Below are 24,138 nucleotides of genomic sequence, written 5' to 3' on the forward strand. Positions count from 1 at the left end.
GTCTGCGAAGCACGCGAGGGCGACCTGCGAGGCGCTCGGGGCAGCCTGCGGGGCGCGCCCCCGGCAGCCTGCGCGGCGCGCCACGAGCCTGCGCGGCGCGCGAGAGCCCTGCGCGGCGCGCAGCGGAACCGCGGGTCACCCCCCGCCGGGCCGGGGACCGCTCCTAGGCTGGCCGCGTGCCCAGCGACCCCGCCGCCCGCGAGGACCCGGCGGCACCGCCACGCCCGACCGTGCTGCGCTCGGCGCGGATCGGCGACGCCGTGGTCGACGTGCTGATCGTCGACGGCATCCTCCGGGCGATCGGCACCGGCATCGACGCTCCGCCGGAGGCCGAGCAGGTGACGCTCGACGGCCGCCCGCTGCTGCCCGGCCTGTGGGACAACCACGTGCACGCCGAGCAGCACGCGCTGGCGCGCTTCCGCCTCGACCTGGCGGGCGCACGCTCCGCCGCCGACGCCGCCGAGCTGGTGCGCGACCACCTGGCCGCCCACGGCGGTGACGCGGCCACGCCGCTGGTCGGGTTCGGGTTCCGCGACGCGCTGTGGCCCGACGCCCCGAGCCGGGAGCTGCTGGACCGCGCCACGGGGCGGGTGCCGGCCGTCCTCATGTCCGGCGACCTGCACTGCGGCTGGCTCAACACCGCGGCGACCCGACGCTTCGGCGGGCCGCACGACCCCGACGGTCTCGTCCGCGAGGAGGCGTGGCACGCCATCCAGCTCGCGATCGGCGAGGTCGCGCCGGAGGACCTGGACCGGCACGTGATGGCCGTGGCCGCGGCGGCGGCGGCCCGCGGCGTCGTCGGGATCGTCGACTTCGAGGCGCCCTGGCAGCTCGACGCGTGGGCCCGCCGGCTCGGCACCGGCACCGGTCCGCTGCGCGTGGTGGCCTCGGTGTGGCCGTCGCACCTCGACGAGCCGATCACCCGGGGGCTGCGCAGCGGGGACGTCGTGCCCGGCACCGGCGGGCTCCTGACGATGGGCCCGCTCAAGATCATCACGGACGGCTCGCTCAACACCCGCACGGCGTACTGCCACGATCCCTACCCGGGCCTGGAGGGCGCCGCCCACCCCTGCGGGATGCTCCTCGTGCCGCCCGGCGAGCTGTGTCCCCTGCTGGCGCGGGCCACCGCGGCGGGCCTGGACGTGGCCGTCCACGCCATCGGGGACAGGGCCAACGAACTGGTCCTGGACGCCTTCGCCGCCACCGGTGCCCGGGGCCGCGTCGAGCACGCCCAGCTGCTGTCCCCGCCCGACGTCGGGCGGTTCGCCGCCTTGGGTGTGGGCGCGAGCGTCCAGCCGGAGCACGCCGTCGACGACCGCGACGTCGCGGACCGGTACTGGGCGGGCCGCACGCACCGCGCGTTCGCCTACCGCAGCCTGCTCGACGCGGGCGCGGAGCTGGCACTCGGCTCGGACGCCCCGGTCGCGCCGCTCGACCCGTGGATCACGCTGGCCGCCGCCGTGCACCGGTCCGGGGACGGACGGCCGCCCTGGCATCCCGAGCAGCACATCCCGCTGGACACCGCGCTCGCCGCGTCGTCCGGGCCGGACGGGCCCCTGCGCACCGGGCGCCGGGCCGATCTCGTGGTCACGGAGATCGCCCCTGCCGCTGCCACCCCGCAGCAGCTGCGGGCGATGCCGGTCGCCGCCACGATGCTCGGCGGGCGGTGGACCCACCGCGACGGGATCTGAGTCCCGTCCGCCAGGCGCGCAGCGCCGGTCGCGCTCACTCTGAGACCGGCCGGGGCCCGCCACTCACCCGGTTCGGGCGAGTGGCGCGGGCCGGACCGCTCCTAGCGTCACGTGCACGGCGCGCGTCCGGCCGAGAGCGGTTTCGCCGCGTTGCCGGGCGGTGCCGGACCTCCTCCGACGCACCCCGGGCCGGGTGAGCAGGGTCGACCGTCGTCGCCCACGCCGACCGAAAGGATGATCCGTGCCGGAACCGTCGTTCGAGGACCGCACCGACTTCGACAACGCCACCCGAGGCCTGATCGCCCGGCTGGAGCCCGGCCGGATCACCAACGCCGAGGGTCGAGTCGTCTTCGACGCCGACGTCTACGCGCAGGTCACCGCGGGAGACTGCCCGGACACGGTGAACCCGAGCCTGTGGCGGCAGAGCCGGCTCACCGCGATCCAAGGCCTCTTCGAGGTGACGGCAGGCATCTACCAGCTCCGCGGCATCGAGCTGTCGAACATGACGATCGTCGAGGGCGAGCGCGGGATCGTCGTGATCGATCCGGCCGTGTCGGCCGAGGTCGCGGCGGCCGGGCTGGCCCTGTACCGGACGCACCGGGGCGACCGGCCGGTCACCGCGGTGATCTTCACCCACTCGCACATCGATCACTTCGGCGGCGTGCTGGGGGTGGTCGACGCCGACACGGACGTGCCGATCGTGGCCCCGGCCGGCTTCCTGGACCACGCCGTCTCCGAGAACGTGTACGCGGGCGTGGCGATGCTGCGTCGCGGGCTCTACCACACCGGCATGGGGTTGCCGGTCAGCCCGACCGGGACCCTGGGTGTCGGGCTGGGGTCGGGCACGTCGACGGGCACCGCGGGGCTCCTGGCGCCGACGCTGGACATCACCCGCACGGGGCAGGAGGAGACCCTCGACGGTGTCCGGATCGTCTTCCAGCTCACCCCGGGCACCGAGGCGCCCGCCGAGATGAACTTCCACTTCCCCGACTTCCGGGCGCTGTGCCTTGCCGAGAACGCCACCCACAACCTGCACAACCTGCTGACCCTGCGGGGTGCCGAGGTCCGCGACGCCCGGGGCTGGTCGCGCTACCTGGCCGAGGCGATCGAGCTGTTCGCCGACGACACCGACGTCGCGTTCGCCTCGCACCACTGGCCCACCTGGGAACGCGAGAACATCGTGCGGTTCCTCACCGAGCAGCGCGACCTCTACGCCTTCCTGCACGACCAGACGCTGCGCCGGATGAACCAGGGCCACGTCGGCAGCGAGATCGCCGAGACGATGACGATGCCGCCCGCCCTGCACGCCGCCTGGCACACGCACGGCTACTACGGGTCGGTCAGCCACAACGTGAAGGCCGTCTACCAGCGCTACCTGGGCTGGTACGACGGCAACCCGGCGCACCTGTGGCAGCATCCCCCGGAGGCCGCGGCCGCCCGCTACGTCCAGGCCATCGGCGGGATCGACGCCACCGTCGCCACCGCGCGGCGGTTCGCCGACGACGGCGACCTGCGCTTCGCGGCCGAGCTCGCAGGCCACGCCGTGTTCGCCGATCCGACCCACCAGGCGGCACGGGAGCTTCTGGGCGAGGTGCTGACCCGGCTCGGATACGGCTCGGAGTGCGCCACCTGGCGCAACAACTTCCTCACCGGCGTCCAGGAACTACGGGGGATGGCCACCCCCATACCGCTGGACTCGACCCGCCTGACCGCGGCCCTCACGGTCACCCAGCTGTTCGACAGCCTCGCGATCCGCATCGATGCCGAACGGGCGTGGGACACGAGCGCGTCGATCCGCTGGCTGTTCACCGACTCCGGGGAGGTCTACCGGATGGAGCTCTCCAACGGGGTGCTGATCCACCACCCCACCACCAGGAAGCTCCCGGCGGATCTGGTCGTCACGCTCACCCGCCCGCAGCTGCTGGCCCTGCTCGCCGGCCAGGGCAGCGACGGTGTGGTGTTCGAGGGGGACGCCGGCGTGCTCCACACCGTCCTGTCCCTGACCGACCAGCCCGATCCGTCGTTCGCCATCGTCACTCCCTGACGCGGGCAGGCGCGCCCGTCAGCCCCGGCCGACGTAGGGCATCGTGGTCGCCATCAGCGTCACGAACTGCACGTTGGCCTGCGGGGGAAGCCCGGCCATGTGCAGGACGGCCTCTCCCACCAGCGCCGCGTCGAAGGTGGGCTCGGGACGCACGCTGCCGTCCGCCTGGCGGGCGCCGGTGGCGATGCCCGCCGTCATCTCGGTGGCCGCGTTGCCGATGTCGATCTGCCCGCACGCGATGCCGTAGGGCCGCCCGTCGAGGGAGAGCGACTTCGTGAGGCCGGTGATCGCGTGCTTCGTCGCCGTGTAGGCGGCGCTGCCCGGGCGCGGGGTGTGGGCGGAGATCGACCCGTTGTTGATGATCCGCCCGCCCTGCGGGCGCTGGGCGCGCATCAGGGCGAACGCCTCGCGCGCGCAGAGGAACGAGCCGGTCAGGTTCACCTCGACGCAGGCGCGCCACCCGTCGACCGGCACCTCGTCCGGGCTCCCGGACGGCCCGAACGTGCCGGCGTTGTTGACCAGCAGGTCCACCCGGCCCCAGGTGTCGCGCACCGCGGCGAAGAGCCGCCGGACGGCCTCCTCGTCGGCCACGTCGGTGGGCACCACGAGCGCGGCCGGATCACCGTCGGGGCGGTCGGCGAGAGTCTCGTGCAGCGCGTCCTCCCGCCGGCCCGCGAGGGCCACCCGGTAGCCGGCGCCCAGCAGCGCTCGGGCGACGACCCGCCCGATGCCCGAACCTGCCCCGGTCACGACGGCGACGGATCCGTCCCCCATCCCCGCTCCCCTCCCATGCACGGTCGGCCCGTCACCCTACGTGCCGCGCGCGGCGCACCGGTCGTTGCCGGGATGCGCGGCGGGCCGGCCACCCGCCTCACCCGTCGGCGAAGAGCCGTCCGGCGCGGGCCCAGTCCTCCTGGGCCACGTCGGTGAAGACGATCCCGACCGAGTCGGGCTCGCACCTGCCGATGCGGCAGATCTCGCGGGTCAGCACGTCGGCAAGCTCCCGCTTCTGCTCGACCGTGCGGCCCGGGAACCAGTCGATCCGGACGAAGGGCATGGCAGTTCCTCCTAGCTCAGCAGCTCGGCGACGCGCCGCCCGCGGCTGCGGTACTCCGTGCGGACGGCGAGGGCCTCGTCGAGGTCGACGGCGACGAAGCGCGTGCGGGTGTTGGGCGCGGACTGCGCGACGACGTCGAGGTCGCCGGACAGCACGGTCGCGATCATCATGTAGCCGCCGCCGGAGACGGCGTCGCGGTGCAGGACGATCGGCTCCACACCGCCCGGCACCTGGATCGACCCGATGGGGTACGGCGCGTCCACGATGTTCGACGGGTCCTGGCCCGCCCCGAACGGCGGCTCGCGGTCCACGGTGGCGAGCGTGGCGCCCTGGTAACGGAAGCCGACCCGGTCGGCGACCGGAGTGAGCGTCCACGTCGTGGCGAGGAAGGCCTCCCGGCCCTCGGCGGTGAGCCGGTGGTCGTAGAGCCCGGGCAGCACGCGGACCTCGACGTCCCTCGCCAACGCCGGTCGCAGCCCGACCGGCAGGACACGTCCAGCGGCCGGCGCGGCCGCCACGCCCACCGGGAGCACGTCACCCTCGCGCAGCGGCCGCCCGGCCAGCCCGCCCAGCGTCCCCAGCCCGTAGGTGGAGCGGCTGCCGAGCACCTCGGGCACGTCGATCCCTCCGGAGACGGCCAGGTAGGCGCGGGCGCCCGCGGTGAGGAACCCGAAGTCGAGCACCTCCCCCGCGGACACCGGGAACGACTCCCACAGCGGCCGCTCCTCCCCGTCGACCCGTGGGATCATCGACGCGCCCGCCACCGCCACGACCGCATCGCCGCGGAACGCGAGCTCGGGCCCCAGGTAGACGCATTCGAGCGCGGCGGCGCCCGGATCGTTGCCGACCAGGTGGTTGGCGGTCCGGAGGGAGAACTGGTCGAGCGCCCCGGACGGCGGGATGCCCACGTCGTAGTAGCCGGGACGGCCGGCGTCCTGCACCGTGGTGGACAGGCCCGGCTTGCGCACCTCGATCACGGGTTCAGCTCCTTCAGCAGGCGCGTGTTGTAGCCGTCCGGGTCGTCGAGGAACTCCTGCAGGGAGAACGCCACCGGCCTGGCGTTGATCCGGAACCGGCCCGCCTCCACCTCGGCCACGTACGCGTCGTAGCGCTCCCGGTCGATCGGGGTGAACCTCACGATGTCGCCCGGCCGGAAGAACACCAGGAAGTCCTGGAAGTCCGGCAGCGTCCGCGTCGGGTCGTAGATCGGCGCCGGGGTGATGCCGAACATCTGGTAGCCCCCCGCCCCGCGCACCGAGTAGATGCAGGCGAAGCACCCGCCGTAGCCGATCGTCTGCTTGGGCGTGTCGGTACGCGGCCGCAGGTACTTCGGCACGACGATCGCCCGCTCCCGCGGCACCATCTGGAACATGAACGGCAACCCGGCCACGAAGCCGACCATCGACACGAACCACGGCGATCCGGCGTGGGCCTCGATGAAGGCCTCCACGGTCGGGTAGCCGTTGATCCTGGCCGCGTACTCGATGTCGGTGGCGTCCGGGTCCTGGTGGCGGTCGCGGAAGCGCAGCAGCGTCTCCGTGGTCCACGGATCCCGGTACAGCACCGGGATCTCCACCAGCCGGCTGGGCAGTGCGAAGTCCCGGGCATCGCCGACCCGGCGCTCGACGTCGCGCAGCAGGGTCAGGAGCTCCCTCGGCCCGATCACGTCCGGGTCGTAGCGGACCTGGTAGGACGCGTTCGCCGGGCAGATGTCCCACACCCCGTCGGGACGCTCGTCGCGCAGCGTCGTCGTGATCGCCATCGCGCGGATGTTGGCCTGCAGGCTCATCTCCTCGGCCAGCTCGACGAAGATGTGCTCGTCGCCGCCCCAGCTGTAGCGGGCGGGTGGTGGGGCGGTCATCGGTTCCTCCTCGCCAGCCATTCCTCGACGGTCCCGGTGTGGAACTCCCCCGCGGCGAACCAGGGCTCGTCGAGCAGCTCGGTCATCAGGCCAGCGGTCGTGGCCACGCCCTCGACGGCGAACTCGCGCAGGGCGCGGCGGGCCCGGCGCAGCGCACCCGCCCGGTCCTCGCCCCAGACGACGACCTTCGCCAGCAGCGAGTCGTAGTACGGCGAGACCCGGGTGTCCGGCTCCAGCCAGGTGTCGCAGCGCACCCACGGCCCGGCGGGCAGCGCGACCCGGCCGACGGCGCCGGGGGTGGGCAGGAAGCCGCGGTCGGGGTCCTCCGCGCAGATCCGGAACTCCACGGCGTGCCCCCGCGCGGCGATGTCGGACTGGGCGAACCGCAGCGGCTCGCCCGCCGCGATGCGCAGCTGCTCGGCGACGACGTCGATGCCGGTCACGAGCTCCGTGGTCGGGTGCTCGACCTGGACGCGGGTGTTCATCTCGATGAAGAAGAACTCGCCGGTCTCGTCATCGACGAGGAACTCGCACGTGCCCGCGTTGCGGTAGCCGACGTGGTGACACAGCCGGACGGCGGCCGCCGTCATGGCGGCGCGGACGGTGGCGTCGAGCCCGGGCGCGGTGGCCTCCTCGACGACCTTCTGCCGGCGCCGCTGCAGCGAGCACTCCCGCTCGTGGAGGTGGACGGCGTCGGTGCCGTCACCGAGCACCTGGACCTCGACGTGTCGCGCCCGGCGCACGAAGCGCTCCAGGTACATCCGGCCGTCCCCGAACGCGCTCGCGGCCTCGCCCGAGGCGGTCGGGAGCACCGCCAGCAGCTCGGTCTCGTCGGCCACGACGCGGATGCCGCGCCCGCCACCGCCCGCGGCGGCCTTGAGCATCACCGGGTAGCCGATCTCCGCGGCCGCCGCGACGGCGGCGGACACGTCCGCGACCCCGTCCTGCGTGCCGGGCACGGTCGGGACGCCCGCGGCCGCCGCGGTCCGGCGGGCCCGGACCTTGTCCCCCATCCGATCGATCACCTCGGCGTCCGGGCCGACGAACGTGAGGCCCGCGTCGGTGACCGCCGCGGCGAACGACGCGCGTTCGGAGAGGAACCCGTAGCCCGGATGCACGGCGTCGGCGCCCGCGTCCCGGGCGGCGTCGACGATCACGTCCGGGAGGAGGTAGCTCCTCGCCGCGGGCGCGGGCCCGATCCCCACCGCAGCGTCCGCGAGCCGGACGTGCGCCGCGTCCGCGTCGGCCGCGCTGTGCACGGCGACGGTCTCGATGCCGAGATCGCGCGCCGCCCGGATGATCCGGACCGCGATCTCGCCGCGGTTGGCGACCAGCAGCCGCTTCATCCGTCCACCTCGAGGACCGCGAGCACCTGCCCGGCGTCGACGACCTGCTCGCTGCCGACGGCGAACTCGACGACCGTGCCCGCCGCGCCTGCCGGCACCGGGAAGTAGGCCTTCATCACCTCGACCAGGCCGATCGTGTCCTGCGGGCCGACCGGCTCACCGGGGCGGGTGTACTCCGCGCTGCCCGGATCGGGCCGGCGGTAGAACACCCCCGGGATGGGCGAGAGGACCTCGTGGCGGGCCATCCGGTCACACCGTCGCGGTCAGGTAGGGCCGCAGCGCGTCGTGCACCGACTTGGCGAGGTCGACCGCGCCGGGGGTGTCCGAGTGCACGCAGACACAGTCCGCACGCATCGGGATGTCGCTGCCGTCGACGGCTGTCGCGAGCCCGTCGGTCACGGCGCGCACCGCCCGCTCGGCCGCGATCGCCGGGTCGTAGGCGACGTGCTCGCGCGTGATGATCAGCGAGCCGTCCGGGCGGTAGTCGAGGTCGGTGTAGTACTCGGCGAGGAAACCCGCATCGCGGCCGCCCCACACCCGCTCGTGCACCGTGTTCGCCATGCCCATGAGCGGCACCCCGAAGACGTCGGCGGCGTCGGCGACCGCCGCGGCCACCTCCTCGTTGCGCGACGCCATGCCGTAGAGGGCGCCGTGCGGCTTCACGTGGTGCAGCTGCATGCCTTCCGCCCGCAGGAACCCGGCCAGGGCACCGACCTGGTAGACGACGCAGGCGGTCAGCTCCGCGGGCTCCATCGTCATCTCGCGGCGCCCGAACCCCTCCCGGTCGGGCAGCGACGGGTGCGCGCCCACCCGGACGCCGTGCCGCTTGGCCAGCGCGACGGTCTTCTGCATCACCACCGGATCGGCGGCGTGGAATCCGCACGCGACGTTGGCGACCGTGATGTAGGGCATGATCCCTTCGTCGTCGCCGCACCGGTAGATGCTGTACGCCTCACCCATGTCGCAGTTGATCGCAACCATGGTCTGTCCACCTCGTCTTTCTTCTCAGGAGTGGGCGATCTTCGGGCTGTCGCCGTCCGGGTCGACGTAGACGTCGTCGCCGTCGACCTTCACCGGGTAGCGCGCGAGTGCGGAGTGCGCCGGGTTGAGCCCGGTGCAGGTGGCGAGATCGAAGGTCCACAGGTGCGCCCGGCAGGTGAGCGTGGCCTTCTCGAGGGTTCCCTCGACGAGCTCGATCTGCTGGTGCGGGCAGATGGCCTGGGTCGCCACGACCTCCCCGCTGTCCAGGTGCGCGACGAGGACGTCCTTCCCGTCCAGCTCGTAGGACTCCATCTCACCCGCCCAGAGATCGTCCAGGCTGCAGGCCCGCACGAATGCCATCGGTCGCTCTCCTCGGGATCTCGGGCTCGGGGGACTACAGGAACCGGTCGTAGTGCAGCCGGTCGGCCGGCACGCCCGAGTCCAGGACGAGCAGGCGGGCGAGCGCCTCGGTCATGACCGGCGGCCCGGCCGCGTAGAAGGTGCGGCCGCCGAGGTCGTTGCCGAGCTCGGCCGCCACGGCGTCGTGCACGTACCCGGTGCGTAGCCCGGGGGGCACCGGAGCGTCCGGCTCCGAGACGACCGGGGTGAACCGCAGCTCGCCGAGCCGGTCCGCGACCCGGTCGAGCACCGGCAGCCGGCACAGGTCGCGGCCGGTGCGGCCGCCGTAGAAGACGTGCGCGGAGCGCGACAGCGGCCGGGGCAGCGCGGCGAGGCCGCTGACGACGCCGAGCATCGCGCCCAGCCCCGAACCGCCCGCCACGCAGACGATCCGGTGATCGTCCTCGCGCAGGAAGGCGTGCCCGAACGGGCCGTCGAGGGCGATCCGGTCGCCGGGGTTCAGCTTGTCGAACAGCACCTCGGTGGCCGCGCCACCGGGCACCCGCTTGATCACGAAGCGCCACTCGCCGCACGGGTTGGCGAGGTTGCACATCGAGTACGCGCGCTCGCCGGTGACCCCCGGCAGCTCCAGCATCGCGTACTGACCGGGGCGGAACCGGGCGGGATGATCGGTGAGGAACACGAACTCCGCCATGTCGTGCGTCAGCTGGTGCACGACCTGCAGCTCCGCGCGGTGGCGGCCCGGACGGTGCCCGACCGGGCCGCCGGTGGTCGCCGCCCGGACGGTGCACGCGGAGACGGGCTCGTCCTGGCAGGCCAGCCGCCGCCCGCGGCGCCGGTCGCGCGCGGTGAGCCCGGGGGCGCCGGGCCGGCGGTTGCGCACCTCGCCCGACACCAGCTGGTAGCGGCAGCTCCCACAGGAGCCGCTGTTGCACTCGTAGGCGAGGCCGAGCCCCGCGCGGAGGGCGGCACCCAGCACCGTGGCGCCCGCCGCGCAGGGGTAGCCCTCGTCGGCACCGTCCCGGGAGACGAGATGCTCGACCATCACGAGACCCCGCTCAGCCGCCGAGCCCGAGCTGGCGGTGGAAGCCCTCGACCGCTCCGACGGCGTTCTCGAACGCCTCCGGGTTCTCCGGGACCTCCGCGCAGTAGGCGCGAAGTGCCTGCACCGCGCAGGGCTGCCAGGAGGAGACCCAGGAGGCGAGCTGCCCGACGTTGGCGTCCACCTCCGACATGGTCGCGACCAGCGCCGCGGACCACCGGCGCGAGCGCTCGCTGTCGCGCAGCGCCGCCTCGGCCAGCAGGGCGTAGAGCTGGTCGCCGTGCCGGCGGGCGGCGAGTCCGAGCTGGCGGAACACGGCCTCGTCGGCCGCGGGCTTGGCGACCAGGTTGAGCACGACGAACGCCTCGGCCCAGTCGAACGTGGTCAGCGCACGCTCCAGGAGCTCGCGCAGGCCCTGCCAGGCGGGCAGCTCCTCCCACAGCTCGCGCTCGCGCTCGCCGAACCCCGCGGACGGGTGCGACAGGGCGAGCTCGGCGGTCCGGTACGCGACGTGCGAGACCCAGCGCAGCTCGTCGGCCGCCTGGAACGCCGCGCAGTTGGCGATCGTGCTGGTCGGCGCGATGTGCATGAGGTAGGCGCTGCCCATCTGCAGCGCGTGCAGCAGGTAGCGGCTCGGCGCGTAGAGCTGGGCGAGCGTGGCGACCCACTCCGCCGAGAGGCCCTTGTCGTGCTGCTCGGCGTTGTGCTGGTCGAGCAGGCCCTCGACGTAGGTCTCCTGGCCGTCCTGGAGGATGTTGTAGGTGCGGTAGACGAGCTCGTCGGGATCGCGGAAGGAGTCCCAGTCCGGGTGGGTGACCGGGCTGCCGTTGCGGTACCGGCGGTACCAGTCGGCCATGGGCCCGGTCTGCGCGACGTCCCACGGCTGCTCGGCGTCACGGGTGTGCCAGAGCAGGTTCGTCGAGACGATCTCGTACTCGCTGGGCCTGCGCCGCCGCTTGGTGAGATGGCTCCAGGTCTTCAGCGGCTTCAGCGGGGTGCTCACGCGGTGGCCTCCTCGGTCGCGGAGCCGGTGTCGCCCGGCTCGCCGTGGTAGAAGCGGACGAGCTCGGTGCCGGTGTCGATGCGCCCGACGAACGACGACATGTTGAGCTCGAGCTCCGACATGCGGAACGGCCTGCCGATCTCGGCCTCGATCGTGGTCCGGCGCAGGACGCACTGCCCGCCCTCGACCTCGATGCGCACGTAGGAGCCGCGGTCGCGCACCTCGACGCGACAGCCGGCGTTGTCGATCTCCGCCGCCTGCGCCACGGCGCGGGCGACCTCACCGGACTGGAGGATCGGACCGACGGGGTCGGTGATGGTCATCTCTCGCGTCCTGTCACTCGAAGTAGAGCTCGATGCACTCGGTCGGCTCCAGGCCGGAGTCGGCGACCGTCATCTCGCGGGGGTAGGGCTGCGATGCGCCCTGCTTGCGCACGCGGATCGTGCGTCCGGGCTGCTCAGCGACGTGGATGCCGACGGCGTTCGCGGCCGCGGCGGCGGCGACCTCGTCCATGGTGTGGGCGGTGTCGACGGGCAGCAGCTTGATCACGAAGTCCCCGTCGAAGTGCGAGGCGAGCGGAAGCAGTGCCATGGGGATCTCCTCGGGTCGGGTCAGCCGGTCGTGGCGAGGGCGGGGCGGTAGCGGTCGACCCACGCGTAGCCGTGCGCGTCGTCACCGCCGTCGCTGACCACGCCGAGGCCCATGTACTGCAGGACGCCGCCGAGGTCCGCGGGCTGGATCTCCCCGCCGAGGAAGCGGTCGACGAGGTTGCGGTGGTGGCGGTAGCGCTCGGGGTCGTCCTCGAAGATCCACCGGTCCACCTCGGAGGCGAAGTGGTAGCGGCGGCCCTCGTGCACGATCGAGATGTCGCGCAGCGTCTGCGACGGCGTCCCGACGATCGGGAGCTGGGAGACGTTGCAGATCACCGGCAGGGTGCCGGGCACGGTGCGGTCCGTCCGCCCGTGGGCGAAGTTGTCGATCAGGACGTCCCAGACCTTGCCGAAGGTGTCGTTCCAGCCCGGGTACTTCTCCTCCAGCCAGTCCCGCTCCTCGGGGGTGACGCCCGCCGCCGGGTTCCACCACAGCGTGGGCCGCCAGGAGTACGTGCCCAGCTGCTGGCCGTGGTGGTGCTCGGAGACGTCGCGCAGGAAGAGGTCCCAGTACCAGGGCTTGGCCAGCCCGAGGTCCTCCAGGGACCGCACGAACTGCGTGACGATCCACTCCTCCATGAACTCCTTGAACGAGGCCTCGCGCACGTCCAGCGGGACGTAGTAGTCCATCGGGATCCCGGACAGCACCGTGAACAGCCGGTAGCTGCGCCAGAAGGAGATGTCGATGAGCTTCTGCGCCCGCTCCTTCTGCCCGCTCTCGATGAGCAGCTGCAGGAGCGGCGTGCCGAGCTGGGCGTGCCGGGCCTCGTCGGACTGGATGCTCTGGATCAGCTTGGAGAAGGTGAAGTCGCCCGCCTTCGCCGCGTCCCCGGACAGCCCGATGAACTGCAGGTTGGTGAACCCGGTCTCGAAGGAGAAGTTCGCGCAGATGGCCGTCGAGATCGCGTCGCGGGTCATCAGCATGTCGTCGAAGAAGTGCCGCGCGCCCAGCGTCACCCAGTTGTCGGTGAACATCGCCTCGTGGGACCAGTCGAACTGCCGGTCCTTGTTCACGTACTCGTGCGGGAAGAACAGCTGCATCTGGGCGTGACGGATCTCGTCGAGCATCCCGAACACGGCCATGTTGCGCATGCCCGGCGCCTTCGACCAGCGGGCGAAGCGGGCCTCCTGGAACGAGGCGCCGTACTCGACCACGGCGACCGCCGCGTAGTGCTCCTTGAGGATGGAGATCCAGCCGGGATCGGCCTTGTGGTAGAGGTCGGCGCGCTCGAGGGTCGCCTTCACCGAGTACGCGCCGGCGTCCTTCTGGCGCTGCACGTCGACGTACTCGCGGTAGGAGATCTTGTAGGGCTCGTCGTAGGTGGACCAGGCCTCGTCCGGGATGCCCTCGCCGCCGCTCATCTCGGGCGGGAAGAGCTCGTCGGGCTCGACGTAGCGGGGCGTCCACTCGGTGGTGCGCGCGAGGTCGTACCACCGGGCACGATCGAGGAGTGCCATGCTCGCTCCTAGGGTTCGACTGGCTGGATCAGCTGCCGTGCTCGGAACCGAGCGGACCCTCGCCGCCCGGGTAGCAGAAGGTCATGGACGGCGCGTAGAACCCGAAGGTCAGGGTGAGCGGGTCGGCGGGCCGCAGCGCGTAGGTGGGATGGGTCTTGTCGAGGAACTCGAACGACTCCACCTCGAAGTGCTCGGCGACGTCGGCGACGTACGGGTAGCGACCGCTCACGAACGTGTCGTCGCGGCGCGTGATGTAGCGCAGCTGGCCGGCCACCCGGACCGGGTTGCCGATCCGCACGCGCGCGACGGTCCGGATGACCGGCCGCTCCTCGACGCGGGTGGTGACGACCAGGCGGTCGCCGTCGAGGTCGAGGGTCGTCCGTCCGGGCTCACCCACCGGCACGCCGTGCTCGGCCGCGTAGCGGCGCATCACGTCGGAGCTGTTGTGGTAGTGGGTCCACCAGCGGGCCGGGACCCCGGCCTCGGTGTCCAGACCGGACAGGTTCGCGCCGAGATAGGTCAGCGAGTAGGCGCCGAACGTCTCGCCCGCCCCGGTCGTGGACGTCTGGTCGGGGCCGTCGACGACGTACTGGTTGATGTAGCAGGCCCGGTCCCCGGCCGGGGTGAGCCCCTCGGGGACGAGCTTCTCGACCGCCGCCGGGTCGGCGGGGATCCAGACCAGGTAGAGCGTGCGCGAGTTCGTGATCAGTTGCGGTGGATGCAGTGACGTCCCCACGTCGAACCTCCTCGATCTCGGGCGGGCCGGCCGCGATGGCCGGGTGGTGGGCCGCCGGTGGCGATGGAGGTCAGCGTGTCGAGCGGCAGGCGCGGGGCACATGCGCAATCTGGACAACTCGCCGGGCTCGATGGGCCATCCGGCGAGACGCGGGGGACGATCGGGCCGGTCAGGGCTGGTCAGGGCTGGTCAGGGCTGGTCAGGGCTGGTCAGGGCTGGTCGATGAGCTGCAGGGCGACCCAGAGCTCCGCGCGCGTCATGGGGTCGTCGATGTCGCGGCCGAGGGCCTCGGCGACCTTGCCCATGCGGTAGCGCAGCGTGTGCCGGTGGATGCCCAGCGCGGACGCCGACGCGTCGGCTTGCCCGTTGTGGGCGAGGAAGGTGCGCAGCGTGTGCCGCAGGTCGATCTTCGAACGATGGGCCGTGGCCGCGAGCGGCGCGAGCGCGGCCTCCGCCCAGCCGCGCGCGTCGTCCCCGGACAGGTGTCGCAGCAGCCCGGCGGTCGCGACATCGCTGGCGAGGGCGAGCTTGCCCGCGGTTCCCGGAGCGCTGCTGAAGACCGATCGCACGTGCCGCCAGGCGTCCGGGAGCTCTCGTGGCGGGACCGGGTCGCTGACCGCACCCCGGGCGTGCGGGACCTGGCGCAGCACCGACTCCAGGGTGCGGATGTCACCCTCGGCGGGCGGCATCAGCACCACGACGCGCCCCGGTTCCCACTCGGCGACCAGCGTGCGCACGGTGCGCAGGGCGAAGTTGCTCTCCGCGCACTCGAGCAGCTCGATCTCGTGGCCGCGGGGCACGCCCAGCAGTGCGACCCGCAGCTCGCCCTCGGGGCAGCCGGTTCCGAGCACCTCACCCACCCCGGCCGCCAGCGCGACGTCGCCCTCGATCGCGATCTTGAAGATGGCGAGCCGGTGGCGCCGGTGGTGGCTCGTCACCCCTCGCGACTCGATCAGGTTCGCCCGCAGCAGCGCCACCGCGCACGTGACGACCGACTGCTCGGCCCCGGCGAGGGGTGTCGAGCGGCCGACGGCGAGGAACCCGCGCACGCGGCCGCGAACCGTCAACGGCAGCATCACCACCGCGTCACCCGCCACCGTCATGCTGAGGCTCGCCGAGCGCGACCCGTCGCGCAGCCGCGACAGGTCGATGCGGATCCGTGCCAGGTGGACGCGCCCGGCCGGGGTGCCCGCCCGCAGCCCCCCGGTCTCGTCCAGCAGCAGCACCCAGCTGCTGAGCGCCTTCGCCAGGCGGTCGACGATCTCCCGCGCCGCGTGCGGGGCGAGCGCGGCGCGCGCGAGGTCGCGCTGCGCGGCCAGCGCCTCCGACAGGCCCCGGAGCTGCTCCTCGGACGTCTGCACGGCGACGTCGCGGGCGACCGCCGCGAACGCCGCGGCGGTCGGTGCGGTCAGCAGCGCGAGCCCGGCCCGCTCGGCGGCGGCGATCGCCTCGGTGGGCACCGGGGCGCCGTCCTGCGCGAGCACGCACAGCCCCGCGGCGCCTGCCGCGGCGAGCCGCTCCACGTGACCGCACCGCCGTGCGGCGAGCTCCGCGGCCGTCGTCAGCACCAGCTCACCGCCCTGCAGCTGGGCCGCGGGGTCCGCGACGTCCTCGGCGGTCCAGGTGACGCCGCGGTCGAGATGGTCGGCGCCCGCGTGCACGGACAGCCGCGACCCGCTCCTGCCGAGGAGCGTCCGCAGCGTCATGACCATGCGCACTCCTGCGTCGCACGCGGTGCCGGCTGTGCGGTTCCGGGTGGGCCCGCCGTCCGGGAAGCTCAACGCCGCCGGCGTGCGCACGACGATCCGCAGTATGGACAACTCCCACGGTCCGCGTTGTCCCGTCCGCGCAGTCCGGGGCCGACCGGGGTGGGATCATCATGGACCGCCGTGCAAGGGCACGTACAGCGCGCACGGACCGGGAGGCGGTGATCCGCTGATGGCGGCGATCGTACGGACCACGAAGCTCACCGGCGACCGGCCCACCGTCACCTACCGGACGGCGGGTGACCGCTGCCTCCTCGTGGAGTACGGCCCGCCGAGCGTCGATCTCTGCGTCAACTTCTTCGTGCACGCCGTCGCGCGACAGCTGGCCGAGCAGGAGGTCGCCGGTGTCGCGCAGGCCGCTCCCGGCCTGCGCTCGCTGCTCGTCCACTTCGACCCGGCCGTGGTGGCCCAGCACGCGCTGGTCGACTCGCTCGAAGACGTCCACGAGCGGGTGCCCCCGCCGTCCGCCCTGGTCATGCCCAGCCGGCGCATCACACTCGCGCTGGCCTTCGACGACTCGACGTCGCGGGAGGCGGTCAACCGCTACCGCGTCGCGACCCGGCCGGACGCACCCAACGTCGTCGAGGGCAACAACATCGACTACATCGTGCGCTGCAACGGCCTGCCCGACCGCGACGCCTTCTACGAGCGGGTGCTGCAGACCGAGTGGTGGAACGCCTTCACCGGGTTCTATCCCGGGCTGCCGTCGCTGCTCCCGCTGGACCCGCGGTCGGAGCTCGTGGCACCGAAGTACAACCCGGCACGCACGTGGACGCCCGAGGGGGCCGTCGCCATCGGCGGCCCCTGCCTGGTCGTGTACCCGCTCGAGTCACCCGGCAGCTACCAGCTCTTCGGGCGGACGCTGCCGATCTCCGGGCTCTTCGGGCGCAGCCGCAACCGGCACCTCGACCCCTTCCTCGTCGCGCCGGGCGACCGGATCCGGTTCGAGCGGGTCGAGGAGGCCGAGCTGATCGAGCTGCGACGTCAGGTCTTCGAGGGCCGCTACGACTACCGCATCGAGCCGGGCAGCTACTCCGTCGGCGACCACCTCGCCGAGTCCGCGCGCCGCGACGCCGAGGCCGAGGCCCGGCGCGCCGCGCGCCGGGCCGCCGCGGCGCGGGTGAAGGTCCCGTGACGGCGCGTCGGCCGCACGAGACGGTGCCGGCGCTCGAGGTCCTCGAGCCGGGCCTGCAGACCACGGTGCAGGACCACCCGGGCCGCGTCGGGCTGCAGGCGCTCGGGTTCTTCCCCGCGGGCCCGGCCGACGACCTCGCCTTCCGGGCGGCCAACGTGCTCGTGGGGAACCCGCCGGGATCGGCCGCCCTGGAGATCCCACTCGGCCAGTTCCAGGCGGTGCTCCTCTACTCCGGGCTGATCGCGATCTGCGGGGCGGCCGGCTCGGAGATCACCCTGAACGGCGAGCCGGTCGAGGCCTGGGAGGCGCTGCGCGTCACCGCGGGGGACGTGCTGACCTGCGGCGTCGCCCGCGGTCCCGGCTTTCGGCTCTACCTGGCGCTCTCCGGCGGCATCGCGGTGCCCGAGGTGTTCGGCTCCCGCGCGACGTTCCTCGTCGGCGAGCTCGGCGGCTTCGACGGGCGCGCGCTCGCCAAGGCCGACGTCCTCGACGTCGAGGCGGGCGGGCGGGGCCGCAGTGCCCGTCGGCGGGTGCCGCGATCCCTGCGGCCGAGCTACACCGACGCCTGGGAGATCGAGGTGCTGCGGGGACCGCACGCCGACCCGGACCACCTCACCACCGAGGACTACGCCGAGCTGCTCTCCACCCCCTGGCGCGTCGACCTCAACTCGGACCGCGTCGCCACCCGGTTCCACCCGCACCGCTTCCGCTGGGCCCGCGCCGGCGGCGGTGAGGCGGGAGGCCACCCGTCGAACCTGCTCGACGGCAGCTACCCGCTCGGCGGGATCCTCGCCTACGGCGACGTGCTGTCCATCCTCGGCCCGGAGAGCCACACCTCGGGCGGCTTCGCCGTGGTCGCGACGGTCGCCACGGCGAGCCTGTGGAAGGTGGGCCAGCTGCGGCCCGGCCGCGACACCGTGCGGCTGCGGGAGATCGACCTGGCCACCGCTGCGGACCTGCAGCGGCACGCCGAGTTCCTCCTCGATCCGCGGCACATGGAACGCCTCTGACCTGGCCGGATCACCGGCCGCCGACGTCGACGCCCCCGGCGGGCCACCGGGCGACCTGGGCACCGGGCGGGGTCAGGGGTACCGCGACGGAGTCATCGGAGCCGTCGGTGTCGTGGGAGCCGTGGGAATCGTGGGAACCGTGGGAGCTACCGCCGTGGGCGTAGCGGACCTTCTCCCGGTCGCCGTCCCACCCGTCGCGGTCGTGCCGATCTGTCCAGTCGCGGCGGTCGCGGTCGTCGCGGTCATCACCGTGGCGAGGGCGCGGCTCTCCCTCGCCGGGCCGGGGGGCCGGTCCGTGTCCGGGCGGCGCCGTCGTCGGTCGCGGCTTCGGCGCTGAGGTCGATGTCGAGGTCGTGGTGGGCGCCGTCGTGGGTTTCGGTGCCGACGTCGTCGGCGGTGGCGTGGTCGTGGTCGGCGCGCCGCCGCCCCGGCGTGGCAGCGTCTCGCACGCGACGCCGTCATTGTTCCCATCGAGTCGGTGGGGATCGGACCGGTCCCGGTCCAGGACCGCCTGCGCGTCCTCCTGATAGGCGAAGTCGGAGCAGTCCTTGTCGACGAACGCCTGCGCGGTACCCGCGCCGAGGAGGAGGGTGGCGCACGCGGCGGCGCAGACGGTGACGGCGGGCGCGGCGACGCGAGCGGGGCCGCGGGCTGCGCGACGGACCGGGATGCGAGCGGGGACAACGGCGAAGCGACGGGCCACGGGGGTCGCCCTTTCGGCACGGGAACGGAGTCGGGACGGGGCGCCGCCGGGTCCGTGGGGAGCGGGTCAGGGCGGCGGCCTGCCGCCGGATGACTCGCGTCCGACCGCGGTGGCGTTACCCGCGGTTTACCTTCGCCCAGCCGACCGCAGTGGAAGCGGGACCGCGGCCCGCCCGCAGCACCCGCAGCACACGCCGCCCGCAACCCCCATCCGTCGCCGCCGAACGTGCACCCGGTCCGCCCCGCACCTGCCGGAGCGCACACTAGGCGGCGGCGCACCGGCCGGCGACCGCGCCGATCAGCCCGGCAGCTCCGGGAGCGCGAACCCCCGCACCACCAGGTCCGCCCGCTCCCGCGTGGCCTCGACGAGCCGCGCGTTGGGCTCGTCGGTGCCCGCCACCCACGCGGTCGCGGTGTCGGACGCCTTGCCGAACTCGACGTGGCGGGCCACCAGCCGCTCACGCCGCAGCGCCTCGTCCGCCTCGACGAACCAGACGGCGTCCAGCTCCGCGCGGGCGGCCCGCCACGCCGGCTCGTCCAGGAGCAGGTAGTTGCCCTCGGTGACGACGAGGCGGCACCGCGGGTGCACCGGGATGGAGCCGGCGATCGGCTGCTCGATGTCGCGGTCGAACGCCGGGGCGTAGACGGTCTCCTCCGGCGAAGACCGCAGCCGCCGCAGCAGCGCCGCGTACCCGCCGGGGTCGAACGTGTCCGGCGCGCCCTTGCGGCCGCGGCGGCCCAGCCGCTCCAGCTCGACGTCCGCGAGGTGGTAGCCGTCCATCGGGACGTGGGCCACGATCCCGTCCCCCAGCTCCGCGCCCAGCGCCCGCACGAGCGCGACCGCGAGGGTCGTCTTGCCCGCGCCGGGGCTGCCCGTGATGCCGAGCAGGGCCCGGCGCTCGCCGGTGGCGAGCGCACGGGCCCTCTCCCGCAGATCGGCGAACCCGGTCATGGGTGACATGATCCTCGGTTGTGGTCCGGAGCGGCCACGGGTGGCCGCCGCGCACCACAGATACGGATCATGAACCCTGCTCGGCGAGCATCGCCGCGCTCGCCTCGTCGAGGATCGCCCGCATCGCCGCCTCCGCCGCGACCGCGTCCCCGGCCTGGACCGCCTCGGCGACGTCGCCGTGCAGCCGGATCGCGAGCGGTTCCGGGCGGGCGGGCATGAGGTCGTGGCGGGTGCGCCCGGAGAGGACCTCGGCGACGACGCCGGAGAGCGCCGCGAGCATCTCGTTGCCGGACGCCGCGAGCAGCGTGGCGTGGAACCGGACGTCCGCCTGCAGGTAGGCCTCCAGGTCCCCGGCGCGCCCGTGCACGGCCATGTCCATCACGGCGCGCATCAGCTCCCCGCACTGCCCGGGGGTGGCGCGGCGGGCGGCGAGCCCCGCGGCGACCGGCTCGATCCCGCTGCGCAGCTCCGAGAGCGAGCGCAGTTGCTCGTCGCGGCCCGGGCCGTCGAGCCGCCAGCGGATCAGGCGCGGATCGTGGACGTTCCAGCGCTCGCGGGGCGCGACGATCGTGCCGACGCGGCGCCTGCTCGTCACGAGGCCCATCGCCTCCAGCACCCGGACGGCCTCGCGCACGACGGTGCGCGAGACCCCGTAGCGGGTACCCAGCTCGTCGGCGCGCACGACCTGGCCCGGGACCAGCTCGCCGCCCGCGATCAGGGCACCGAGTCGGTCCAGAAGGGCATCGTGCGTACTCATGGGCCAGATTCTTCACACGAGTCCCGCTCCGAGGCCACCCTCTGGAGCAATTCATATGATCTGATTCGATACAGTGTTGTTTAAGTACTATTTTTCACGCACGCTGTCCTCCAACGGCCACCGCCGCAACGACGCACAGGAGGATCGCCACGATGCCCGTCCAGGCCGCACCACCCCTCGTCACCGTCATGGGGGTGTCCGGATCCGGGAAGACGACCGTCGGTGCCGCGCTCGCCCAGCGCCTGCACGTCCCGTTCGCCGACGGCGACGACTTCCACCCCGCCGGGAACGTCGCCAAGATGTCCGCCGGCATCCCGCTCACCGACACCGACCGCCTCCCCTGGCTGCACGCGCTCGCCGCCTGGCTCGGCGAGCACAGCGCCACCGGCGGGGTGCTCAGCTGCTCGGCGCTGCGCCGCAGCTACCGCGACGTCCTCCGCGGCGGCGCGTCGACCGTCCGGTTCGTGCACCTCGACGGCAGCCCCGAGGTCGTGGCCCGCCGCGTCGCGGGCCGCCCCGGCCACTTCATGCCGGCCTCCCTCGTCGAGTCGCAGTTCGCGACGCTCGAACCGCTCGCCGCCGACGAGGCCGGCTTCGCCGTCGACCTCGACCGTTCCGTGGACGAACTCGTCACGGCCACCGTCACCGCCCTCGCCGGCGCCACGAACGGAGCGCTCGCATGACCACGCTCCTGCTCGCCGCCGCGCCCGCCGCGACGGTCCCCGGTGGCCGCCTCGTCGCCGCCGCCCTCATCGGCATCGCGCTCATCGTCCTGCTCATCACCCGCTACTCCCTGCACCCGTTCCTCAGCCTGACGATCGGGTCGCTGGTCGTCGCCGCCATCGCCGGCATGCCGGTCACCGAGGCCGTCGAGAGCTTCACCAAGGGGTTCGGCACCACCGCAGCGGGGGTCGGCATCCTGATCGCGCTCGGTGCGATGTTCGGCAAGCTGCTCGCCGACTCCGGGGGCGCCGACCGCATCGTCGACACCCTCGTGAGCCGCTCCAGCACCCGCACCCTGCCCTGGACGATGGCCGCCGTCGGCGCGCTCATCGGGCTGCCGATGTTCTTCGAGATCGGCCTCGTCCTGCTCATGCCGGTGATCTTCCTGGTGGCCCGCCGGTCCGGCCTGTCGCTGATCCGCGTCGGCATCCCCGCCCTCGCCGGCCTCTCCGCGATGCACGGCCTCGTGCCGCCGCACCCCGGCCCGCTCGTCGCCATCGACGCCCTGGGCGCCAACCTCGGCCTCACGCTGGGCCTCGGCGTGCTCGTCGCGGTGCCCACCGTCGCGATCGCCGGGCCGCTGTTCGCCCGCTACGCCGCCCGCTGGGTGGACGTGCCGCCGCCTGCGCTGTTCTCCGCGGACGAGGAGGAGCCGGACGGCCCCGTCGGCGGAGGCGGCGTCGCCACGCGCACCCGCCGTCCCACGTTCGCGATCACCGTGGCCACCGTGCTGCTGCCGGTCGTGCTGATGATGGGCAAGGCGCTCGCCGAGATCCTCCTGCCCGAGGGCGGCCCGCGCACGGTCCTGGACTTCCTCGGCACGCCGATGATCGCGCTGCTGCTCGCCGTGCTCGTCGGCATGGGGACGCTGGGGCGCGGCATGGGCCGCGAGGGCGTCATGGCCTCGCTGGAGTCCTCGCTGCCGCCGATCGCGGGCATCCTGCTCATCGTCGCCGCCGGTGGCGGGTTCAAGCAGGTGCTGGTCGACACCCAGATCGGCGCCCTGATCGCGAACTGGGTCGCGGGCAGCGGTGTCTCGGTGCTGCTCCTGGCCTGGGGCGTGGCGGTGCTGATCCGGCTGGCGACGGGCTCGGCCACCGTCGCGACTGTTACGGCGTCGGGCATCCTCGCCCCGCTCGTGACGACGCTCGACCCCGCCACCACCTCGCTGCTCGTGCTCGCGATCGGCGCCGGGTCGCTGTTCTTCTCCCACGTCAACGACGCCGGGTTCTGGCTGGTCAAGGAGTACTTCGGGCTGACCGTCGGGCAGAACATCAAGACCTGGTCGGTGATGGAGACGCTGATCTCGGTCGCCGGGCTGGTGTTCGTCCTGCTGCTGAGCCTCGTGCTCTAGCCCCGCGAGCGCCAGTGCGCCCCGTCAGGTTGCGACCTGACGGGGCGCACTGGTCGCCAAGCACGAACGATCGTGCTATTTTCGAGTCATGCGCAAAGGGGACGTGACCCGCGGCGCCGTCCTCGACGAGGCGACGGCACTCGCCCGCCGCGTCGGGCTGGGCGGGCTGACGATCGGGGTGCTGGCCGCGCAGACCGAGATGTCCAAGAGCGGGCTGTTCGCGCACTTCGGCTCGAAGGAGACCCTCCAGATCGAGGTGCTCGACCACGCCGCCGAGGCGTTCGTCGACGACGTGATCCGGCCGGCGCTGGCCGCGCCACGGGGCGAGCCGCGCCTGCGCGTGCTGTTCGAGCGGTGGATCGACTGGGAGGGCGTCCCCGGTGGCTGCCCGTTCGTCGCCGCCGCCATGGAGTTCGACGACCGGCCGGGACCGGTGCGCGACCGGCTGGCCCACCACCAGCGGGAATGGCTGGACACCCTGTCCCGCGTCGCCGAGGGGGCCGTGCGCGAGGGCCACTTCAGGGCCGGCGTCGACACCCGCCAGTTCGCCCAGGATCTCTACGGCGTGGCGATCGCGTTCCAGCTCACCCACCGGTTGCTGGAGGACCCGGACGCCGAGCGGCGCGCCAGACGCGCGCTCGACTCGCTCATCGCCACGGCGCGCTGACCGACACCGCCAGGGAGGACGCTCATGCTCGCCCACGATAAAACGATCGTTCGTACCATTATCGGCCCGGTCCACATCCGGCCGCTCACCGCCGGGGACGCGCCCGCTGCGGTCGACGCCGTGTTCGCGGGGCTCTCACCGCACAGCCGCTACCTGCGCTTCCACTCCCCCGTCCCGCGGCTGTCCGGGTCGCTGCGCCGGGCGCTGGCCGATCTCGACGGGCACCGCCGGGTGGCCGTCGCGGGGTACCTGGTCGATCCGGCGGGCGATCCGACAGGCGATCCGGTCGGGATCGCGCGGTTCGCCGCCGGTGGCGGGCAGGCCTGCGGGGAGGCGGAGGTGGCGGTCGCGGTCGTCGACCGGTGGCAGCGCCGAGGGATCGGGCACAGCCTGCTCACCGCCTTGGCCGGTATCGCGGCCGACCTGGGCTACCGGCGCCTGACCGGCACGGTCCTGCCCGAGAACACCGCGATGCTCGCGCTGGCCGCGCGACTGGCCCCCTGGTCGCGCCCGGTGTGGGACGGCGAGAGCGTGCGCGTGGGCATCCCGGTCGGCCCGCTCGCCGGCACGGCCGACTGGACGGTCACCGACGAGGACGTGCTGGCCGACCTGCTCGCCCGCTGACGCCCGCCGCTCAGGCCGGGCGGACGTCGGGCAGCAACCGGAGCGCGTGCACCGCGGTGGCGAGCTCCGCGAGCGCGGTGGGGTGGTCGAGGTCGCGGCCGGTGTGCTCGGCGATGCGCCGCAGCCGGTGCCGCACGGTGTTGGGGTGCACGTGCAGGCGCTGCGCCGTGGCCGTCGCGGAGCCGGACGCCGCGAGCCACGTCTCCAGGGTGTCCAGCA

27 protein-coding genes are annotated in these 24,138 nt (G+C 73.5%); 8 read left to right on the forward strand and 19 right to left on the reverse strand.

The window, feature by feature from the left end; all coding sequences use genetic code 11:
* The first annotated feature begins 176 nt into the window (after positions 1-176).
* Together AB7J25_RS14460 and AB7J25_RS14465 are read left to right on the forward strand one after the other, a co-directional pair.
* Positions 177-1,691 carry an amidohydrolase gene (locus AB7J25_RS14460; protein WP_428509141.1) on the forward strand — a complete coding sequence of 505 codons (1,515 nt, stop codon included), beginning with the start codon at positions 177-179 and terminating at the stop codon, positions 1,689-1,691.
* A gap of 241 nt (positions 1,692-1,932) precedes the next feature.
* A complete protein-coding gene (locus tag AB7J25_RS14465) occupies positions 1,933-3,735 on the forward strand; it encodes an alkyl/aryl-sulfatase (RefSeq protein WP_428509143.1) in 1,803 nt (600 codons plus the stop codon).
* A gap of 18 nt (positions 3,736-3,753) precedes the next feature.
* Here AB7J25_RS14465 and AB7J25_RS14470 read toward each other — a convergent pair whose 3' ends face one another.
* The 15 genes from AB7J25_RS14470 to AB7J25_RS14540 form a co-directional block, all read right to left on the reverse strand.
* Positions 3,754-4,509 (reverse strand): SDR family oxidoreductase, encoded by a 756-nt coding sequence (locus AB7J25_RS14470; protein WP_428509145.1) that lies wholly within the window; start codon positions 4,507-4,509, stop codon positions 3,754-3,756.
* 97 nt (positions 4,510-4,606) lie between these two features.
* Positions 4,607-4,792, reverse strand: a complete 186-nt coding sequence (locus AB7J25_RS14475; protein ID WP_428509147.1) for a tautomerase family protein — start codon at positions 4,790-4,792, stop codon at positions 4,607-4,609.
* Positions 4,793-4,803: 11 nt separating this feature from the next.
* Positions 4,804-5,769: a biotin-dependent carboxyltransferase family protein gene (locus AB7J25_RS14480; RefSeq protein ID WP_428509149.1), complete on the reverse strand. Its 966-nt coding sequence runs from the start codon at positions 5,767-5,769 to the stop codon at positions 4,804-4,806.
* Complete coding sequence (locus AB7J25_RS14485) at positions 5,766-6,653, reverse strand: 5-oxoprolinase subunit B family protein (RefSeq protein ID WP_428509151.1); 888 nt, start codon at positions 6,651-6,653, stop codon at positions 5,766-5,768. The genes AB7J25_RS14480 and AB7J25_RS14485 overlap by 4 nt, the downstream gene beginning before the upstream one ends.
* Positions 6,650-7,999: an acetyl-CoA carboxylase biotin carboxylase subunit gene (locus AB7J25_RS14490; protein WP_428509153.1), complete on the reverse strand. Its 1,350-nt coding sequence runs from the start codon at positions 7,997-7,999 to the stop codon at positions 6,650-6,652. Before AB7J25_RS14490 ends, AB7J25_RS14485 begins: the two co-directional genes overlap by 4 nt.
* Positions 7,996-8,244, reverse strand: a complete 249-nt coding sequence (locus AB7J25_RS14495; protein WP_428509155.1) for an acetyl-CoA carboxylase — start codon at positions 8,242-8,244, stop codon at positions 7,996-7,998. The genes AB7J25_RS14490 and AB7J25_RS14495 overlap by 4 nt, the downstream gene beginning before the upstream one ends.
* Positions 8,245-8,248: 4 nt before the next feature.
* Positions 8,249-8,980 (reverse strand): 5-oxoprolinase subunit PxpA, encoded by a 732-nt coding sequence (gene pxpA, locus AB7J25_RS14500; protein ID WP_428509157.1) that lies wholly within the window; start codon positions 8,978-8,980, stop codon positions 8,249-8,251.
* Between the two features lie 24 nt (positions 8,981-9,004).
* Positions 9,005-9,340 carry a Rieske 2Fe-2S domain-containing protein gene (locus tag AB7J25_RS14505; protein WP_428509159.1) on the reverse strand — a complete coding sequence of 112 codons (336 nt, stop codon included), beginning with the start codon at positions 9,338-9,340 and terminating at the stop codon, positions 9,005-9,007.
* Between the two features lie 34 nt (positions 9,341-9,374).
* Complete coding sequence (locus AB7J25_RS14510; protein ID WP_428509160.1) at positions 9,375-10,385, reverse strand: FAD-binding oxidoreductase; 1,011 nt, start codon at positions 10,383-10,385, stop codon at positions 9,375-9,377.
* Between the two features lie 13 nt (positions 10,386-10,398).
* Positions 10,399-11,385, reverse strand: a complete 987-nt coding sequence (locus AB7J25_RS14515; RefSeq protein ID WP_428509162.1) for a toluene monooxygenase — start codon at positions 11,383-11,385, stop codon at positions 10,399-10,401.
* Positions 11,382-11,708, reverse strand: coding sequence for an MmoB/DmpM family protein (locus AB7J25_RS14520; RefSeq protein WP_428509164.1), 327 nt, complete (start codon positions 11,706-11,708; stop codon positions 11,382-11,384). The genes AB7J25_RS14515 and AB7J25_RS14520 overlap by 4 nt, the downstream gene beginning before the upstream one ends.
* A gap of 13 nt (positions 11,709-11,721) precedes the next feature.
* On the reverse strand, positions 11,722-11,976 hold the full coding sequence (locus AB7J25_RS14525) for a toluene-4-monooxygenase system B family protein (protein WP_428509166.1): 255 nt from the start codon (positions 11,974-11,976) through the stop codon (positions 11,722-11,724).
* A gap of 20 nt (positions 11,977-11,996) precedes the next feature.
* Complete coding sequence (locus AB7J25_RS14530; protein WP_428509168.1) at positions 11,997-13,493, reverse strand: YHS domain-containing protein; 1,497 nt, start codon at positions 13,491-13,493, stop codon at positions 11,997-11,999.
* A gap of 28 nt (positions 13,494-13,521) precedes the next feature.
* Positions 13,522-14,229: a hypothetical protein gene (locus AB7J25_RS14535; RefSeq protein WP_428509170.1), complete on the reverse strand. Its 708-nt coding sequence runs from the start codon at positions 14,227-14,229 to the stop codon at positions 13,522-13,524.
* A gap of 209 nt (positions 14,230-14,438) precedes the next feature.
* Positions 14,439-15,941, reverse strand: a complete 1,503-nt coding sequence (locus tag AB7J25_RS14540; protein ID WP_428509172.1) for a helix-turn-helix domain-containing protein — start codon at positions 15,939-15,941, stop codon at positions 14,439-14,441.
* A gap of 226 nt (positions 15,942-16,167) precedes the next feature.
* On the opposite strand from AB7J25_RS14540, the gene AB7J25_RS14545 reads away from it, so the two are divergent.
* Both AB7J25_RS14545 and AB7J25_RS14550 read left to right on the forward strand, forming a co-directional pair.
* On the forward strand, positions 16,168-17,130 hold the full coding sequence (locus tag AB7J25_RS14545) for a carboxyltransferase domain-containing protein (RefSeq protein ID WP_428509174.1): 963 nt from the start codon (positions 16,168-16,170) through the stop codon (positions 17,128-17,130).
* Positions 17,127-18,140 carry a biotin-dependent carboxyltransferase family protein gene (locus AB7J25_RS14550; protein WP_428509176.1) on the forward strand — a complete coding sequence of 338 codons (1,014 nt, stop codon included), beginning with the start codon at positions 17,127-17,129 and terminating at the stop codon, positions 18,138-18,140. Before AB7J25_RS14545 ends, AB7J25_RS14550 begins: the two co-directional genes overlap by 4 nt.
* A gap of 10 nt (positions 18,141-18,150) precedes the next feature.
* On the opposite strand, the gene AB7J25_RS14555 is transcribed toward AB7J25_RS14550, so the two are convergent.
* From AB7J25_RS14555 to AB7J25_RS14565, 3 genes are all read right to left on the reverse strand, one after another.
* Positions 18,151-18,843: an excalibur calcium-binding domain-containing protein gene (locus AB7J25_RS14555; RefSeq protein WP_428509178.1), complete on the reverse strand. Its 693-nt coding sequence runs from the start codon at positions 18,841-18,843 to the stop codon at positions 18,151-18,153.
* A gap of 297 nt (positions 18,844-19,140) precedes the next feature.
* Positions 19,141-19,794, reverse strand: coding sequence for a nucleoside/nucleotide kinase family protein (locus AB7J25_RS14560; protein ID WP_428509180.1), 654 nt, complete (start codon positions 19,792-19,794; stop codon positions 19,141-19,143).
* A gap of 67 nt (positions 19,795-19,861) precedes the next feature.
* Positions 19,862-20,551 carry a FadR/GntR family transcriptional regulator gene (locus tag AB7J25_RS14565; protein WP_428509182.1) on the reverse strand — a complete coding sequence of 230 codons (690 nt, stop codon included), beginning with the start codon at positions 20,549-20,551 and terminating at the stop codon, positions 19,862-19,864.
* A gap of 152 nt (positions 20,552-20,703) precedes the next feature.
* On the opposite strand from AB7J25_RS14565, the gene AB7J25_RS14570 reads away from it, so the two are divergent.
* From AB7J25_RS14570 to AB7J25_RS14585, 4 genes are all read left to right on the forward strand, one after another.
* Positions 20,704-21,234 (forward strand): gluconokinase, encoded by a 531-nt coding sequence (locus AB7J25_RS14570; RefSeq protein ID WP_428509184.1) that lies wholly within the window; start codon positions 20,704-20,706, stop codon positions 21,232-21,234.
* Positions 21,231-22,628: a GntP family permease gene (locus AB7J25_RS14575; RefSeq protein WP_428509186.1), complete on the forward strand. Its 1,398-nt coding sequence runs from the start codon at positions 21,231-21,233 to the stop codon at positions 22,626-22,628. Before AB7J25_RS14570 ends, AB7J25_RS14575 begins: the two co-directional genes overlap by 4 nt.
* A gap of 88 nt (positions 22,629-22,716) precedes the next feature.
* Complete coding sequence (locus AB7J25_RS14580; protein WP_428509188.1) at positions 22,717-23,295, forward strand: TetR/AcrR family transcriptional regulator; 579 nt, start codon at positions 22,717-22,719, stop codon at positions 23,293-23,295.
* Positions 23,296-23,319: 24 nt separating this feature from the next.
* Positions 23,320-23,919, forward strand: coding sequence for an N-acetyltransferase family protein (locus AB7J25_RS14585; RefSeq protein WP_428509190.1), 600 nt, complete (start codon positions 23,320-23,322; stop codon positions 23,917-23,919).
* A 10-nt stretch (positions 23,920-23,929) separates the two neighbouring features.
* Here AB7J25_RS14585 and AB7J25_RS14590 read toward each other — a convergent pair.
* On the reverse strand, positions 23,930-24,138 hold a 209-nt coding region (locus AB7J25_RS14590; RefSeq protein WP_428509191.1), incomplete at its 5' end, for a helix-turn-helix domain-containing protein.

The organism is Pseudonocardia sp., assembly GCF_050246655.1.
GTDB lineage: Bacteria > Actinomycetota > Actinomycetes > Mycobacteriales > Pseudonocardiaceae > Pseudonocardia.